We start from the raw sequence: 16,299 nt of genomic DNA on the forward strand, positions 1-16,299 counted from the left end.
GATCAGTTGCCGAACTGGATGCGCACGGGATAGCGATCGCCTGCGCCGCCCTGTGCCGCCTGCACACCCCGGCGATAGGGCTGGGTGCCCGTCACCCGGGTGACGCCCTGGGTGGTGATGAACACCTCGCGATTTGCGGCGGCAACCTGCGGCGCTCCCGAACCGACGCGGATTTCGAGCGGGCGCTGCGTCGCTGCGGCGAGGGGCCGTGCGGGCTGCTCTGCGCGCGCGGCGACCATGATGGCGTTCGGCCGGGCTTCAGCGCCCGGACGGGTGGGCGTGAACGGCTCGAATGCGGCGGCAAAGCCCATGCCGCTGATAGCTTCCGGCATTGCCGGCATTTCGGCGGGAGCGGTTTCTGTGGGTTCGTCCTGTGCCTCGGCAAATACGGGTGCTTCCACGGTCACGCGGCGTTCGAGCCGGGCGAGGTTCCGGGCGAATTTCTCGTTCTCCGGCGCAAGCGTGATGGCTTCGCGGAAATAGCGCTCGGCCAAGTCTTCCCGCCCGATCCGCGCGTAGGAAACGGCCAGGCCATTTGCCGCATCGGCGGCATAGCCGCGGTGCACGCGCGCCTGCCGGAAAGCATCGATGGCGGCGGTGACCCGGCCATGGGCGAGGTGGGTCCGCCCTGCCTCGAGGCGCCCGGCGAAATAGTCGTCGAGCGAGGCGCCGGATGCATTCTCCGCACTTTGCGTGCCGCCCGGAGTGGTCATGGCCGAGCATGCGCCCAGCGCCAGCGGAGCGGCGACGAGGATAGCGATGGTGGCGGGCTTTTTCATGGGATCATCCCCCTTGCATGATCGGGAAAATATCGCGGGCGACGCGAATGCTGGCGGGCAGCATCAGCACGCCGATCATCGTCGGCAGCATGAAGACGACGAGCGGAATGGAAATGAGGACCGGCAGGCGGTGCGCCTTTTCCTCGGCTCGCATGCGGCGGCGCTCGCGCATTTCGGCGGCATAGACGCGCAGGGTAGAGGCGATGGAGGTGCCGAGCTTGTCGGACTGGATCAGCAGCGTGGTGAAGGAGCGGATTTCATCGACCGCGGCCATGTCCGCCAGCTTGCGGAAGGCCTCCTCGCGGGTCGCGCCGGCGCGCAGCCGCAAGGTCGTTACCCCCAGGAGGTTGGCGACCAGAGGATGCGAATGAACCATTTCGCGGCCCACCCGGTCGAGCGCGGCTTCGATGCCGAGGCCGGCTTCCACGCAGACGAGGATCAGGTCGAGGCAGTCCGGAAAACCGTTGATGATGGCTTCGCGCCGCCGGTCGGCCCGCGCGCGAACGAACAGGTTGGGCAGGTAAAGGCCGAGCAGCGCCAGCAGCGACCCGATGATGTAGACGCGCAGGAAGCTGGGCGGATCGTCGCCCGAAAACGCCAGCAGCACGTAGAGCGCCGGGATCAGAAAGATCATCCCGAGCCGCACGAGCGTGAAAATCTTCGGTGCGGCGGGCGAGGTATAGCCGGCTGCGACCAGTTTTTCGCGCAGGCGGTCGCTCTTGGTGTCGGTCAGGTCGAGGCCGGTGCGCTCGATCAGCTCGGCCAGCTTGCCCCAGCTGGTCGCCCGCTCGTCGGCGCGCAGGCTGGCGGTGCCGGCGGCAGTCTGGATCGTCGGCTTGCCGGCGATGGTTTTCAGCCCCGCACGCATCGTCGCGCGCTTCGAGGCATAGGCCATGGCCGTGAAGGCCACGATCGCCACGATCGCGAAAATCGCCAGGAGGACGGCGAGGCGGGCGGCGTTGCTGGTGGCGATGACGTCCATGGGCTCAGACTTTCAGGTCGATCAGCTTGCGGATCCAGATGAACCCGATGGTGTAGAGGATGCCGAGCGTGATGAAGCCGAACAGGAACATCGGCTCGTCCGCCGTGGCGAGGTAGAATTCGGGGTTCACGCTGAACATGCCGACGAAGGCGACGATGGGCAGGGCGGTCAGCATCCAGCCGGTCATCCGCCCCTCGCTGCTGAGCGCGCGGACCTTCATGTAAAGGCTGGCCCGTTCGCGGATCACGTCGGCAAGATTCTGCAGGATTTCGGCAAGGTTGCCGCCGGTTTCGCTCTGTACCGAGAGGGAGACGACGAACATGCGGATATCGTCGAGGTTCCAGCGGTCGGCCATCGCGTCGAGCGCGTCGGTGAGCTCCGCGCCATAGGCGATCTCGTCTGCGACGATGCCGAATTCGCTGCCGATGGGATCTTCCAGCTCGCGGGTCAGCAAGTCGATGGCCGAGGCGATGGGATGGCCGGCGCGCAGGGCGCGGACGAAAACGTCGAGCGCGACCGGGAACTGCTCCTCGATCTTCTTGCGGCGGCGATGGGCGATGGCGGTCAGGACCAGTAGCGGGACGACGAAGGCCACGCAGGCCGCGATCGCGCCGCACAGGAAGATGATCCCGATGCTGATCGCAAAACCCAGCTGCCCGCTCATGAACAGGAGCAGCGCGACAAGCAGCACGAAGGCGACGGCGGAGGCGAAGAACAATTGCGGCGCAGTGATCGGCAGGCCGACGGCCATCAGCGTGCGCTGGAGCGAGGCAACCGGCCTTGCGATGAACGACGGCAGGTGATCGTAATCGCCCGGCTCGTTCTTGCGCAATTCGGCGAATACCTGCTCCCGGCTGGCGCCGGTCTTGATCATTTTCAGGCGCTTGTTGACCGCCTGGGTGTGGGCGGTGCGCTGCCACAGGCGGTTGAGGCCGAGCTGGGCGACGATGAAGACCGAGGCGAAGATCGCCAGCAGGACCATCAGCTTGAGGAGGGCTTCGAGCATCGCCTATTCCATCGTGAAGTCGGGCCGGAACAGCTCGGCCGGCAGGTCGATACCTGCGGCAACCGCATCGGCGTGGAATTTCGGGCGGATCCCGGTCGCTTCGAACTTGCCGTGAACCGTGCCGTCCTCGCCGCGGCCGGTGATCCGGTAGCGGTAGATTTCCTGCATCGTCACGGTCGGCCCCTCCATGCCGGTGATCTCCGAAAGGCTGACCACGCGGCGATGGCCGTCGGCAAGGCGCGCAACCTGGACCACGACGTTGATGGCCGAAGCGATCTGCGCGCGCGTGGAGGATTGCGGCATATCGATGCCGCTCATGCCGATCATCTGTTCGAGGCGGCTGAGCGCGTCGCGCGGGGTGTTGGCGTGGACCGTGGTCATCGACCCGTCGTGGCCGGTGTTCATCGCCTGCAGCATGTCGAACGCCTCACCGGCGCGGACTTCGCCCACGATGATGCGGTCGGGCCGCATGCGCAGCGCGTTCTTGACCAGCTCGCGCTGGGTCACTTCGCCGGTGCCTTCGATATTGGCGGGCCGCGTTTCCAGCCGGGCGACGTGCACCTGCTGCAGTTGCAACTCGGCGCTGTCCTCGATCGTGACGATGCGCTCCTTTTCATCGATGAAAGAGCTCATCGCGTTGAGAAGCGTCGTCTTGCCCGAGCCGGTACCGCCGGAAATCAGCACGTTGCGCCGCGCGGCGACCACGGCTTCCATGACCTGCGCCATTTGTTCGGGCACGGAGCCGAGTTCGATCAGGCGCTGGATGCCGATCCGCTTCTTGGCGAACTTGCGGATGGAAAGCAGCGATCCGTCGACCGCCAGGGGCGCGACGATGGCGTTGACGCGCGACCCGTCGGCCAGGCGCGCGTCGACATAGGGCGTGCTCTCGTCGATCCGGCGGCCCACGGCGGACACGATCTTCTGGATGATCCGCATCAGGTGCTTTTCGCCCTGGAATTCGGTCTCCACCCGCTCGAGCAGGCCGTGCCGTTCCACGAACACCACGGTCGGGCCGTTGACGAGGATGTCGGTGATGGTCTCGTCCTGCAGCAGCGGCTCGAGCGGCCCGAGGCCGAGCAGTTCGTTGAGGACGTCGTCGGTCAGCGCCTCGCGCTCGGCACGGTTGAGCACCTGCTGCCGGTCGATCAGCAATTCGGAAATGATGTCGCCGATCTGCGACTTCACCTGGTCGCGCGGCATCTGGTCGAGCGCGCCGAGGTTGATCTTGTCGAGCAGCCCGCGGTGGATCGAGGTCTTGAGCTCCAGCGATTCCTTGCGCCGCTTATCGGCCTCGCTTTCCGGGCGCAGCTGCGGCGCGGCAGCGGCGGGGGCTTCGGCGACGCTATCGTCGTTGTCGCCGGCGGTTTCCGGTGCGGGCGCTGCGGGCTTGGCGATGGTCCATTTCATCACGCGCTCTCCCACAGCGACTGGACGAGGTGGCCCGCGAGCGCGTCGACCGACTTCTCGTAAGCGGAGCGGCTGCGCAATTCGGTCAGGAGGAGCCCCTGGTCCTGCGCTTCGGCCATGTCCTTCTCGCCGAGCGCGATCGTGCCATCGACGCTGCAGCCCAGCGTGTCCTCCACATCGCTTTTGCCGACGGAGCGGAACAGGCTGCGGCCGGTGCGCGTCAGCACGATGTCGACGCACTGCCGGTCGATCCCGACCTCGTCGAACAGCGCGATCCGGCGGCGCGCCTGGCGGATCGATTTGAGTTTCTCGTCGGTCACCAGCAGGATGCGGTCGCTGTGGGCGATGGCGGACAGCGTCCAGTTCGCCCAGCTCGCCGGCAGGTCCACCAGCACGCAATCGAACTGGGTGCGGGCAAGGTCTATCAGCGCGGCAAGCCGGTCGGCGGGGACATTTTCGATGGGTTCGATATCGGTCGGGGCCGCGATGACGTGGAGGTCGTCCCCGCGTCCAACCGCTGCGTCACGCAGCATATCGGCATCGAGCCTGTCACCCGCCTCGAGGAGATCGCCAACCGTACTGATCGGCTGGACGCCGAGGTAGTTGGCGACTTCGCCCGATTGCATGTCGAGATCGATCAGGCAGACGGAACGGGGCCCGCCTTCGGCAGCGGCGAGGGCGGCGCCGAGGTGGGTCAGGAGCGTGGTCGCGCCGGCCCCTCCGCTTGCCCGCATCACGGTGATCTGCGGGGCGAGCTGGAGCGGTTCCGCCACCGCCGAATTGGCCGCGCAGTCCACGATCCGGTCGAACAGTTCGGCGGGGTCCATCGGCAGGTCGACGACGTCGTTTACCCCCCGGCGCAGCAACGCGCGGACAACGCGGGTGTCGGTTTGTGCCAGTGCGACGATGACCGGCAGCGTCGGCGCGACGGTGCGCACCCGTTCCAGCCGCGCGAGCGAGGCGGGTTCCCCGGGATCGACTTCCAGCACGATCACCCGGACCCCGCCCAGCCGGTCTTCGGGCAAGGGCTCGCTGGGCTGCAAAGCGCAGGTGCCTATATGCGAGGCCGCGAAATCAGGGTCTGCGGCCTGCAGGGCATCGATGTGCGCGGCTTGCGCGACGATGAGAGTTTCCATTCCGTGTCCCATGGCGAAGCTGCCGGGCAGATCGAGTGTCGAGCGTGTGTTCATGCCGGTGTCCTCAATTTCCGAACCCGCCATCGCCGTCTTCCATCGTCAGCGAATAGCTTGGACCGGGCAGGCCGAAATCGTAGATTCCGGCTAGGAAGATCGGCCTGAAGCCGAGCCCGGTGACCCCGACTGTGACGATCGGCGCCACGTCCGGCCCGTTGGGATCACCGGCATAGCCGATGCCCGACCAGGCATATGAAATCGTGATATTGTCCGCGGCGATCCGCGGCTGGACCACTGCCATGCGCGCGACCAGCGCGTCGAAAGCGGCTTGGCCGACCGTGTCGACGGTGGTGTCGAAGGGGCAGCCGGCGCAGGCACAGCTCACCGTGCCGCCGCTGGATGTACAGGTCGTGGTCGGGAAATCCGACTGCGGTACCGGATCGCCTTGCGCGATCGTGCCGCTGAGCGCGTAGCTGTAGCATTTCATGCCCGGCGTAGCGTTGTTGTTTCCGCTGGTGTTGCATCCGATATCGCCGCCCGGAATGATGTCGGTTGTAACCGCCCAGCGCGCGCCGATCTGCACCGCCTTTTCGGTCTCGTTGACCGCCCAGATGAAGCGGCCGACGTCGATCGTGCCGAGCAGGAAGAACAGGAACACCGGCAGGACCAGCGCGAATTCCGCCGCACCTGCGCCGCTGCGGTCGCGCCACAGGCGCATGGGGGAAAGCCGGCGCATCATATCCCCGTCACCGCGGATTGCGCCTGCGCCCGCACGACCGCAGAGCTGGTGTCGAAGCCGAGCGTGGAGAAGAGCGACTTGTAACCGACCACCGCGTTCACCAGCACGCGGGGAACCTCCTGCTTCTCGCGGTAGATGCCGTTGTTTTCGTAAGAGGCGGTGTCGCCGCTGGTCGCGCAATCGAGCGTTACGTCGAACGTGTCGTTGGCGCCGGCGGTGAAGCGGGGAAAGCCCGTACCGTCGGGTGTGCCGGTGCGCGTCATGTTGAGGATCGCGGTCGTCGCCGTCGCCGAGACCGTGCCGCTGGCGCAATCGAATTCCTTGTACGACAGGCGCGAGGCATAGCGCGCGCCGTCGCGCACAGCCTTGATGACCTTGTGTTCGTTGAGGAGGTAATTGCCGCCTTCGAACGTGGTGAAGATCAGCGCCAGCATCACCGGCAGCATCAGCGCCAGCTCGGCTGCAGCGGCGCCGCTATCGGCCCGGCGGACGAGGCTAAGCGCGCGCATCATTCGATCAGGTACGGCACGTCGCGCCGGATCGTCTGGAGGTTGCTGCCATTGTCGCCGCCGATGTCGGTGCGGCCAATCAATTCCACGTAGACTTCGAACTGGTTCGCCAGCGTGTCGTTGCAGGAAATATCGTAGTCTGTGCCATCGATGGTGAAGGTGGCGCTTCCGCCGCCTCCGCCCCCACCCTGGCACCGCTTGCGTGCGCGGGCCGGTTCGACAAGGAAGATATCGATCCATGTGCCGACTTCGAGAATCTTGTTGTTGAGGCTGTTGCCGTATTTCGCCTGCAAGGCGTTGCAGTTGAGGACGGCGACACTCATCCTGCGCCGGTCGAGATCGCTGCCCGGCACAAGGCCGTAGGGCGCATTCGGCAGGGCGACGCCGTAGCCCGGTTGAGGCTGGGCGTAGGCGTACTTCTGTCCCGTCGCGAGCTTGCTCACCCCGCCGGGAAGGGTGCCCGCCAGGATCTGGTCCGCTTCCCAGCGATACACCTGGTACCGGGTGGGATAGCCTTTCGGCTGTGCACCGTAATCGGCGGCGGAAATCTGGCTGGCGTAGGGCGCACCGAAGTTCGAGCGCCAATAGGCGTCGATGTCCCACTGCCCATCGCCGATCAGGCCGCTGGGAAACGAAGTGAAGCTGGTGCAATTGCCGCTGTCGCTCCACGCATGGCAAATGTCCCTGGGATGCCCCATGATTTTCGGGAAAGTGCCGGCACCGAAAGTGGACGCATAGGTGCGGGCAATGATGGGGCGATAGGCAAACTGGTGCGCCGTGGCCGCGGTGTTGCCGAGATAGGGTTCCCAGTTGCTGGAGTTCTGCGCGCGTATCAAATCCTTCCGGGAATTGACCGAAGGCGAGCACGTGCCGCTCACGCCGTTGATGCTAGGGCAATATTGCCCGGTCACGTCCGCGTCGAAACGGACGTTGATGCCATCCCGGGCGCTGTTGACCACGCCGTCCTGGACCTCGACGCCGTCGACCGAAACGCAGTCACCGCCGCGCACGTCCCACCCAAGAGCGGCGAGCAACCCGTTGGCACCGGATCCGAACTCGGTTTGGAGGAAGCCGAAGGCGCCCGGGACATTCGTCTCGTTACCCAGCAACTTGATCCCCGCGCCAACATTGCCTTCGACCGGGAAGTCGAGAAAGACGTCGGTGTTGCCGGCCGGTTCGGCTGGATTGCAGATCTTCAGCGGCGGCACGCGGCAGATCGCGCTGCCGACCCCGGCGAATGCGGCCGCGTTGAGGTTGCCCGAATTGGTGATGGAGCTACCCACCGGCGTCAGCGCATAGCGGGCGACGCGCGGGTTCACCCGCACTTCGACATAGCGCGCTTCCTCGTCGCTCGTGGCCGGGGTGGTCTTTTCCTTGTCCTGGTAAAAGCGGATGAAGCCCGTGGCGTCGCACGCCGCCTCGTCCGTGAAGGTGATCGTGTTGCCATCCGCATTGCCGTCGTTCGCCAGCAGGGTGACATTGCGCAGCAGGCCCACCGCCGCACTGGAGGCGCGCGAGCAGGCGCCGGCGTTCTTGTCGAGCTGGGTGGCGGCGGCGATGGCGGCCTGGTCGGCGGCGTTCTGCAGCTCCGAATCGAGCCCGTACATCCGCGCGACGTCGTAGCCGACGCCGGCAATGGCGATCAGGCCGAGCAGGGCGATGGAGTAGGTCGCCGCAACCGCGCCGCCTTCATCCCTGCCGAATTGCCCGATCCCGAATGCCATGGTCCTTGTCCTCTTGCGCTCCTGCTCAGTTCGGCCCGCTGACCGCGCGGGTGCTGACGCGTTCCGGCTGCTTGACGCGGCCTTCGCGGACACGCTCTGCGGCCTCGGCGGCAGCTTCAGCGCTGGCGGTGGCCGGTTCGTCGTACTGCGGGTCAGGGTTGGCGATCATCGCGGCATAGGTCTGCCGGTTGGCCTCCCCGAAGGCTTCGGGATCGATCGGACCGGCGGCGAAGCTGTTGGTCGCGGCGCAGGCGGAAAGGGCCAAGCCCATCCCGGCCCCCATTCCGGCGACAAGGGCGATGCGCTTAATATTCATAGCCGGTCTCCGTATCGGTTGCCGTGGTCGTCGCCGCGCCTGCGGGCGGCAGTTCCTGCGGCTGGTAGTTGTCGCCGTTCAGCAGCGTGTCGACGACCTGCGGGTCGCGCACCCGGTCGGTCGGCAGGCGGACCTGCTCCGGCCGGATCGGATTGACGAGCCGTGGGGTGACGATGATCAGCAGTTCCGTCTCGCCCTTCTGGAAGCTGGTCGAGCGGAACAGCGTGCCGATGATCGGGATCGAGCCGAGGATCGGCACCTGCCGCACGGTGGTGGTGAATTCCTCCCGCAGCAGGCCGGCGATGGCGAAGCTTTCGCCGTCGCGCAGCTCGATGGTGGTGCTGGCGCGCCGGGTCTGCAGGCCCGGGACATTGAGGCCGTTGATCGACACCGACGCGCTCGGATCGATGGAGCTGACTTCCGGCTCCACGATCATGTTGATGACCCCGTCGCCCAGCACGGTGGGCGTGAAGCCCAGGCTGACGCCGAAGGGTTTGAATTCCACGGTGATGGCGTTGTTGCCTTCACCCCCGCCGCCAGAGCCCTGGATCACCGGGATCGGGAACTCCCCACCGGCGAGGAAGGATGCCTTTTCGCCCGACAGGGAGACCAGTGTGGGTTCGGCCAGCGTCTTGGAAAGGCCCTGCCGTTCCAGCACGTCGAGGAAGGCATCGATGTCGACATTGCCGATGTTGAACAGCGCACCGAACACACCGAAAGCGCCGGTGATCTGGTCGAGGCGGAAGACGCCAGCATCCTGCTCTGTCCCGGCCCCTTCACCGATGGCGGCGCCGAAATCGCCGTCGCGGCTGAAGCCGAAACCGCTGACCCCGAGATCTTCGCCCAGGTTGCGGGTGACTTCGGCGAATTTCACTTCCAGCATCACTTGCTGGCTGCTGCCGACGCCCATCAGGTTGATGACCCGCTCGCCGGCAAAGGCCTCGGCAATGCGCATTGCGCGGTCCGCTTCGCCGGCATTGCCGACAAGGCCGGACAGCACGATGTTGCCGTTGGAAAGCGAGGCGTCGATCTGCGAGCTCGGGATCATGTCGCGCAGCTGGTTGCGCAGCGACATGACGTCGGGGCCGACCGACACGTCCATCACCGCGATCACGCGGTTGGACCGGTCGTACAGCGTCAGGCTGGTGGTGCCGAAATCCTTGCCCAGCACATAGACCGACCGGTCGCTGATGGGCACGATGTCGGCGATGTCCGGATTGCCGATCAGCGCCTTGCCGATCGTCTGGTCCGTGCTGACCACCTGGCTCTTGTTGACCGGGACCTCCAGCTCGCCGGCGTGGAGCCCGCCGCCCGCATATTGCGCGGCTGCCGGGCTGGCGATTCCGAGCGATGCGGTGGCAAGGGCGAGTGCGCTTACGTATTTCAACATGGCTTATCTCCCCAGCCGTCCGACCGATTCCTCGGTCTGCTCGGTCCCCCGGACCACGGTCATCGTCGGGCCGTAGCTGCGCGGCTCGGCCGATGCCGGTCGCGGCGCGGCATCGCGCGGCTCGCTGCGCGTTTGCCGAGGCTGGCCCTGCGGGAAAACGAAGTTGGGCACGGAGAACATGCCCGGGTTCGGCGTGGATCCGCCGCCGGTGTTACGCGCCGCGATATACTGGCCCGATCCGCCTAGGTCGCGCGCGGTGACGGTGGTCAGCGCGGCGGGGTCGGTGTTCTCGACATTGCGCAGCGCAAGGCTCAGCTGGCCCAGCTTCTGCGCCAGGACGAGCTTCTGTGCATCGAGCAAGTCGACTTCGACCACGGCGGTCTTGCCGACGCCGGGCTGCGTCGCGTTTTCGTCCGCCACCTGGTCGATGGCGAGGACGCGGACCTTTTCGAGGATCACGTCAACCATCTGGTCGGTGCCGGTGGCGCCGTCACCCGGGATCTGCCGGGTCAGCATCACGTCGACCATGTCGTTCGGGCGCACGAAACCGGAAACGCTGGAAACTGCGCTCACGGGAATGGAGATCGCGCGCATTCCCGGCGGCAGGTTCGCCGACAGGATCGCGCGGTCGGAAATCTTGGATAGCAGGACCGGTTCGCCCGGTGTGATCGCGCGCAGGGCCACGTTGCCGCCGCCGATCGCATCCTGGATGGTCCTGAAAGAGCCCGCCGGCACGGATGCCGCGGGCCATGTCTGCATGCGCAGATTGTTGGTGTTGAGCGGCGTGCCGAACTCGAGCGGCTGCGTCGCCACCACGATCCGGGACATCGCCATTTCGTCGGCGCGCGCTTCTTCGCGCTTTTCGACGCCGGAAAAATACGAATTGGCCAATACCACCGCGATCAGGCCCAATGCGAGCGCAACACCGATGATAATGAGATTGCGCCCCCCCATGGCACGTCCCCCCAATTAGAGAAAAAATGCTCCGCCGAGCAGTGCCCGGCGGAGCGTTCTAGATCAGCACTTGTCCGGCGCGGTTGCGACGTAAGCGTCGGTGCCACCAGTAGCGGCTGCGGTGCCGCAAGCTGCGACTTCGTTGGAGGCGTCGGAAACAGCCTTGTCCACGTTCTGGCCGAGAGCCAGAGCAGCGGCGCCGATGCCAACCGCGACCACGGCGATGATCAGGGCATATTCGGCAGCCGAAGCGCCGGATTCGTCGGCAATGAAATTCTTGATGAAGTTGGTCATGATAAAAGTGTCCTAAATCCAAATCTCGACAGTAACGTCGAACCAAACGGGCCCGGCTTCTATTTCCGGTTACCCCCCAAGCCCGGCGGCTCCCCCTGTCTGGTCTTCCCGAAGCCCCGGCTGAACCGGAGAAACCTTCGGGAAGGCGGGATCGCTTTCCGAACACCAACATTGTCCATAAGACTGATTCGCTTAGCAATATCCAATCGTAAACGAATTATTTACCTTTCTTTTGAATAGTTTGAGAGGGAAATTTGCAAAGGAAAACGGTTAATTGTCGGTTATTTACAACAACTAAGTGGGGATAATCCTTGCATAAATGCGACATTATGGCGCTTTCGGCCAATAACGGGCCAAGAACGGAAGTGCCGAGTCGCCGGTGATTCTGTAAGAAACCGCCGCGTTTGTATAAATCCGACATTCCGTGTTCCGAATCGAAAAGGGACGACGCGATGAAGCTCTTGAAAGATCTATTCTTTCGCTATGCTGCCTATCTTACGGCCAAGAGCATCGTTCTGGTCGCCTGGCTCCGCTCCAACATGCGCATTGTCGCCGGCCTGTGGCTGGCCTTCGCCGCCCTCGCCGCAATCCTTCGCTTTTCTTCCGCCGCGACGCCCACGGGCACTTTCGCGCAGGCCTGGCCCATCGTGCTGGCCTATTCGCTGATCATCGCCGCGCCGCTGTGCGGCTATCTCGTCGCCTCCCACGCCTTCCCGGAAGGCGAGGAGCGGGAGCGGCTCGATTTCAATCTCGCCTTCGTCGGCCGCTGGCGCGCCCTCGCGCCCGCGCAGGCGCGCGCCAATCCCTTCTACGGGCCGACCGGGCTGATGGCCTCCGTGCTCATGGGCATGATGTTGACCGTGTTCTTCCGCGCGGGCGAATTCTTCCTCTCGATCCCCGCGATCGGCGCCACCGGCCCTGCCTGGGCGCAGGCCCTGTTCGGCCTGATGGCCTTCGACGCCGCGATGGTCGGTTTCTTCTACATGGTCGCCTTCGTCATGGCGATCCGCGCGGTACCGCTATTCCCGCGCATGCTGGTGTTCGCCTGGCTGCTCGACGTGTCGCTGCAGCTGTTCGTCGCCAGTCGCCTCGGCCCGATGGCCTCGCTGCCCGGCACCGTGTCGGAACCGCTCCACGCGCTCATCAGCGGCAACATCACCAAGGTGCTGATCGGCGCCACGATCTGGCTGCCTTACCTCATCCTGTCGGAACGGGTGAACGTCACCTACCGCCGCCGCTCCTACTGCGGCTGAGGACCCTCGCCAAAGGCCCGCGACTCGATTCGCCGACCGATTCGCTCGTTTCGCATACAAGTCGAAATGTCGCGTTTATACAATGCGGCTGCTCGAAGTGTCGGATTACTACAACTTCCGGCACATAATTGGCTCGATTCAAGACCAATATGGTTACCGCTCTTGTAACCATGTTGATTTGTTGGTCTCGTTTGAAACGAAAGGACCGGCCCCGACTCCGCCCGACGCGGAACGGGACGCTGGTTTCGTTGCAGACGGGGGTTTGTACTTTCGGGGGATTTAGTCCGGGTTTCAACGCCTTGGCTCCCCCATCCGGATCTCCGATCGGCTTGCCGCCGCAGCAATGCGGCGGGTCATGACGGGGAACGACGATGAGCAATTCCGACGATTTTGGCCTCCGCGGGCAGTTCGAAGGCAGCGATGCCGGCGATTCGGCGCACGTGCCGGACAGCGCCCTGGCTGCGGAAAGCGCGGGCAGCGACGCCAACATGTCGATGGCCGCCATGGCGCAGGCCGGCGGCGTGATCCTGCGCCCCGATGCCAACAATGTCGTTGTGCTCCCCGCCGGCGCCTCGCTGGAAGATATCCGCGTCGAGGGCCGCGACCTCGTCATCGAACTGGCCGACGGCCGCCGTTTCGTCATCCCCGACGGCGCGATCGACGTGCCGCAGGTGGTGATCGGCGACGTCGCCGTCCCGCCGCTCAACCTCGCCGCGCTGCTGATCGACAACGAACCGCAGCCCGCCGCCGGCAATCCGCAAAGCTCGGGCGGCAATTTCGCCCGTGACGTCGATCCGCTGCAGGACGCCTTCGATCTCGGCAACCTGTTGCCCTACACCGATTTCACCGACACGCTCGAGCCGGACGAGGAAGTCATTCCCTACCCGGTCGACCGCGAGCCCGACGTTATCGTCATCAGCGAAGACAATCCCGCCGGCGCGCCCGACGCCTCCGCCACGGTGGAGGAATCCGGCCTGGCGGAGCGCGACGGGGAACCGGAAGGCACGGAGGAAGCCGGCGACGGCGAGCTGACCAGCGGCACCATCGAATTCTCCGCCGCCGACGGCGTCGATGTCGTGTTCATCAACGGCGTGGAAGTGACTTTCGTCGGTCAGCAGTTCGTCGGCGACTACGGCATCCTCACGATTACCAGCATCGCCCCCGGCGTGCTCGGCTACACCTACGAGCAGACCGACAACACGCTGGGCGACAACGCGTTCGACGAATTCGACGTGACCGTGCGCGATACGGACGGCGACACCGCCACCGGCTCGCTCACCATCCGCATCCTCGACGATGCGCCCATCGCGGCGGACGACACCAACACGGCGGACGAGGACACGGGCATTGCCACCGGCAACGTCCTGACCGGCGACCCGGCCAGCCCCGGCGACGTGGCCGACCAGGTCGGCGCCGACGATGCCTCGCTCACCTCCGTCACCGGGGCCGGCGGAACCGACACCACGTTCGACGAGGACGGCAATCTCGAAGTCGCCGGCCAGTACGGCACGCTCGTGATCGACGGGCAGGGCAACTACACCTACACCGCCAATCCCGAAGCGCCGAGCGATGCAGTCGACGTTTTCACCTACGTCCTCACCGACGCCGACGGCAGCACGTCGGAAGCGACGCTGACCATCACCGTGCCCTTCAATCCCGAACCTTTGTTCGGAGAGCCTGCCAACCTGGAGCTCGACGAAGACGGCCTCGAAGGCGCCAATGCCGACGATGGCCAGGCCGATCCGCAGGAAACCGCGGGCACCGGCAGCGCCAGCGCCTCCGGCTCGGTGGCGGTCGAATTCGGCTCGGACCTGCCGGCCGACCTCGCCGCCTCGATCGTGCTGCTCGACAGCCCCGCGCTCGATGGCCAGCTGACCACGCTTGCCGGCGATCCGGTGGTGTTTGCGCTGGAATCCGGCGCGCTCGTCGGGCGCGACGGCAGCGGCGGCGAAGTGCTCCGCATCGAGCTGACCGGCTTCGCTACCGCCGAAGACGGCACCGTGACCGCCAACTACACCGCGACCCTTTCACAAGGCGTCGCCGATGCTGCGACGGGCGCGGAAGGCCTCGTTTCGCTCGACGGCATTACGCTTCAGGCGACCGACAATTCGGGGGATGTCGCGACGACCAGCTTCTCTGTCAGCGTGCGCGACGACGTCCCCACCGCGACCGACGACGGCACCTATGCCGTGGCCGAAGACACCAGGCTCGACGGCATCGATGCATTCGCAAACGACGCCGCGGGAGCGGACGGCGTCGACCTCGCCGCAGGGATCGCCATCGCCTCGCAGGCCGCGAAGGGCAAGGTGATCTACAACGACGACGGGACTTTCAGCTTTATTCCCGACGCGGGCGCCGAAGGTGCCGACAGCTTTACCTACACGATCACGGACGGCGACGGCGATGTTGCTACTGCCACCGTCAACCTGCTGATCGCGCCGGACTCCACTCCCCAAATCGCGGTGGCGGGCGACAATGATGTTACCGAGGCCGGCCTGCCCGCGCGCGGCACCGAGCCCGAAGGCACCGCGGCTGCGACCGACGGCGAAATCGCCAACGGTTCGATCCCGGTCACCACCGGCAACGACACGGTCGCCTCGCTCGTCATCAACGGTGTCGATGTCACTGCCGGCGGCACCGTTACAACGGCGAAAGGCACGCTCCTCGTTTCTGTCGATGCGGCCGGGGCCTACAGCTACAGCTACACGCTCGCCGACAATACGCTGTCGGACCCGGATTCGGACACGTTCACCCTTACCGTCACGGACAGCGACGGCGACACCGCCGCCACCACGCTGGTCATCGCCATCGTCGACGATGCGCCGTCGGCCGAAAACGATGCCAATGCCATCGATGCGGGCGAGTACGGCCCGGTGGGCGGGAATGTCCTTGCCAACGACACGCAGGGTGCAGACGGCGCAGTCGTCACCTCCTATTCCAATCCTGCCACCGGTTCCGATGGCGTCGCCGGCCAGACGATCGAAGGCGAATACGGCACGCTGACGATCGCTCCCGGCGGGATCTACAGCTATACCCGCAACGCGGATTCCGAAGGCGGCGTGACGGAGACCTTCACCTATACCATCACCGATGGCGATGGGGACACGGCAACCGCGCAGCTCATCATCGAGATCGCCGACAGTCCGGTCGAACTGTTTGTACCGCAAGTCGAAGAGCCCGGAACGATCGTCTTCGAAGAAGGCCTGCCCGCCCGCCCGGGCGAAAGCGAAGGTACCGACGCGGCATCGGACAGCGAAACGACGCAAGGTACGATCACCTACGATGCGGCGGACGGTCCGGCCACGATCACCATCGGTGGCGTGGCGGTCGCCGCGGTCGGCCAGACGTTTGCCGGCGGCGAAGGCACGCTGACCATCACTTCGATCGCGGAAGGCGTCATCGGCTACAGTTATACCCTCGCCGACAACACGTTTGGCGACGCGACGTCCGACAGTTTCGCTATCGTGGTCACGGACCAGGATGGCGACAGCGATTCCGGTACACTTGTGATCGCCATTGTCGACGATGCGCCCGCCGCCAGCGACGACGGCACGTACAACGTGGCCGAGGACACGGCGCTGGTGATCAGCGATGCGCTGGACAACGACCTGTTCGGCGCGGACGGGGTGGATCTTGCGACCGGGGTTGCGGTGGCGAGCCAGGGCGCGAAGGGCAGCGTCGTCTATAACGGCGACGGCACGTTCACCTATACGCCGGATGCGGGCGCCGAAGGCAGCGACAGCTTCACCTACACGATCACCGACGGCGACGGGGACCCGAGCACGGCGACCGTGACCGTGACGATCGCGCCCG

At 65.5% G+C, this 16,299-nt stretch carries 14 protein-coding genes; 2 read left to right on the forward strand and 12 right to left on the reverse strand.

Annotated elements, in window-relative coordinates; genetic code table 11:
• Positions 1 to 2 precede the first annotated feature (2 nt).
• From VCJ71_RS10005 to VCJ71_RS10060, 12 genes are all read right to left on the reverse strand, one after another.
• Positions 3 to 779 (reverse strand): tetratricopeptide repeat protein, encoded by a 777-nt coding sequence (locus tag VCJ71_RS10005; RefSeq protein ID WP_324640826.1) that lies wholly within the window; start codon positions 777 to 779, stop codon positions 3 to 5.
• Positions 780 to 783: 4 nt separating this feature from the next.
• A complete protein-coding gene (locus VCJ71_RS10010) occupies positions 784 to 1,761 on the reverse strand; it encodes a type II secretion system F family protein (RefSeq protein ID WP_324640827.1) in 978 nt (325 codons plus the stop codon).
• A 4-nt stretch (positions 1,762 to 1,765) separates the two neighbouring features.
• Positions 1,766 to 2,767, reverse strand: a complete 1,002-nt coding sequence (locus VCJ71_RS10015; protein WP_324640828.1) for a type II secretion system F family protein — start codon at positions 2,765 to 2,767, stop codon at positions 1,766 to 1,768.
• A 3-nt stretch (positions 2,768 to 2,770) separates the two neighbouring features.
• The gene (locus VCJ71_RS10020; RefSeq protein WP_324640829.1) at positions 2,771 to 4,174 is read right to left on the reverse strand and encodes a CpaF family protein; all 1,404 of its coding nucleotides are present in this window, start codon (positions 4,172 to 4,174) and stop codon (positions 2,771 to 2,773) included.
• Positions 4,174 to 5,364, reverse strand: a complete 1,191-nt coding sequence (locus VCJ71_RS10025) for an AAA family ATPase (RefSeq protein WP_324640830.1) — start codon at positions 5,362 to 5,364, stop codon at positions 4,174 to 4,176. The genes VCJ71_RS10020 and VCJ71_RS10025 overlap by 1 nt, the downstream gene beginning before the upstream one ends.
• Positions 5,365 to 5,374: 10 nt before the next feature.
• A complete protein-coding gene (locus VCJ71_RS10030) occupies positions 5,375 to 6,046 on the reverse strand; it encodes a TadE family protein (protein WP_324640831.1) in 672 nt (223 codons plus the stop codon).
• A complete protein-coding gene (locus VCJ71_RS10035; protein WP_324640832.1) occupies positions 6,043 to 6,558 on the reverse strand; it encodes a TadE family protein in 516 nt (171 codons plus the stop codon). The genes VCJ71_RS10030 and VCJ71_RS10035 overlap by 4 nt, the downstream gene beginning before the upstream one ends.
• Entirely contained in the window at positions 6,555 to 8,279 is a 1,725-nt protein-coding gene (locus VCJ71_RS10040; protein ID WP_324640833.1) for a pilus assembly protein TadG-related protein, read from the reverse strand. Before VCJ71_RS10040 ends, VCJ71_RS10035 begins: the two co-directional genes overlap by 4 nt.
• A 25-nt stretch (positions 8,280 to 8,304) precedes the next feature.
• Positions 8,305 to 8,595 (reverse strand): hypothetical protein, encoded by a 291-nt coding sequence (locus VCJ71_RS10045; protein ID WP_324640834.1) that lies wholly within the window; start codon positions 8,593 to 8,595, stop codon positions 8,305 to 8,307.
• Positions 8,585 to 9,985, reverse strand: a complete 1,401-nt coding sequence (locus VCJ71_RS10050) for a type II and III secretion system protein family protein (protein WP_324640835.1) — start codon at positions 9,983 to 9,985, stop codon at positions 8,585 to 8,587. Before VCJ71_RS10050 ends, VCJ71_RS10045 begins: the two co-directional genes overlap by 11 nt.
• Positions 9,986 to 9,988: 3 nt before the next feature.
• Entirely contained in the window at positions 9,989 to 10,939 is a 951-nt protein-coding gene (cpaB, locus tag VCJ71_RS10055; RefSeq protein WP_324640836.1) for a Flp pilus assembly protein CpaB, read from the reverse strand.
• A gap of 63 nt (positions 10,940 to 11,002) precedes the next feature.
• Positions 11,003 to 11,233, reverse strand: a complete 231-nt coding sequence (locus VCJ71_RS10060) for a Flp family type IVb pilin (RefSeq protein ID WP_324640838.1) — start codon at positions 11,231 to 11,233, stop codon at positions 11,003 to 11,005.
• Between the two features lie 452 nt (positions 11,234 to 11,685).
• Here VCJ71_RS10060 and VCJ71_RS10065 point away from each other — a divergent pair, with 452 nt between their 5' ends.
• Positions 11,686 to 12,486 (forward strand): DUF2569 domain-containing protein, encoded by an 801-nt coding sequence (locus VCJ71_RS10065; protein ID WP_324640839.1) that lies wholly within the window; start codon positions 11,686 to 11,688, stop codon positions 12,484 to 12,486.
• Positions 12,487 to 12,857: 371 nt separating this feature from the next.
• Positions 12,858 to 16,299, forward strand: a 3,442-nt coding sequence (locus tag VCJ71_RS10070) for a beta strand repeat-containing protein (protein WP_324640840.1), incomplete at its 3' end; no start/stop codon positions are given.

The organism is Pseudoblastomonas aquimaris, assembly GCF_035481675.1.
Lineage (GTDB): Bacteria > Pseudomonadota > Alphaproteobacteria > Sphingomonadales > Sphingomonadaceae > Alteriqipengyuania_B.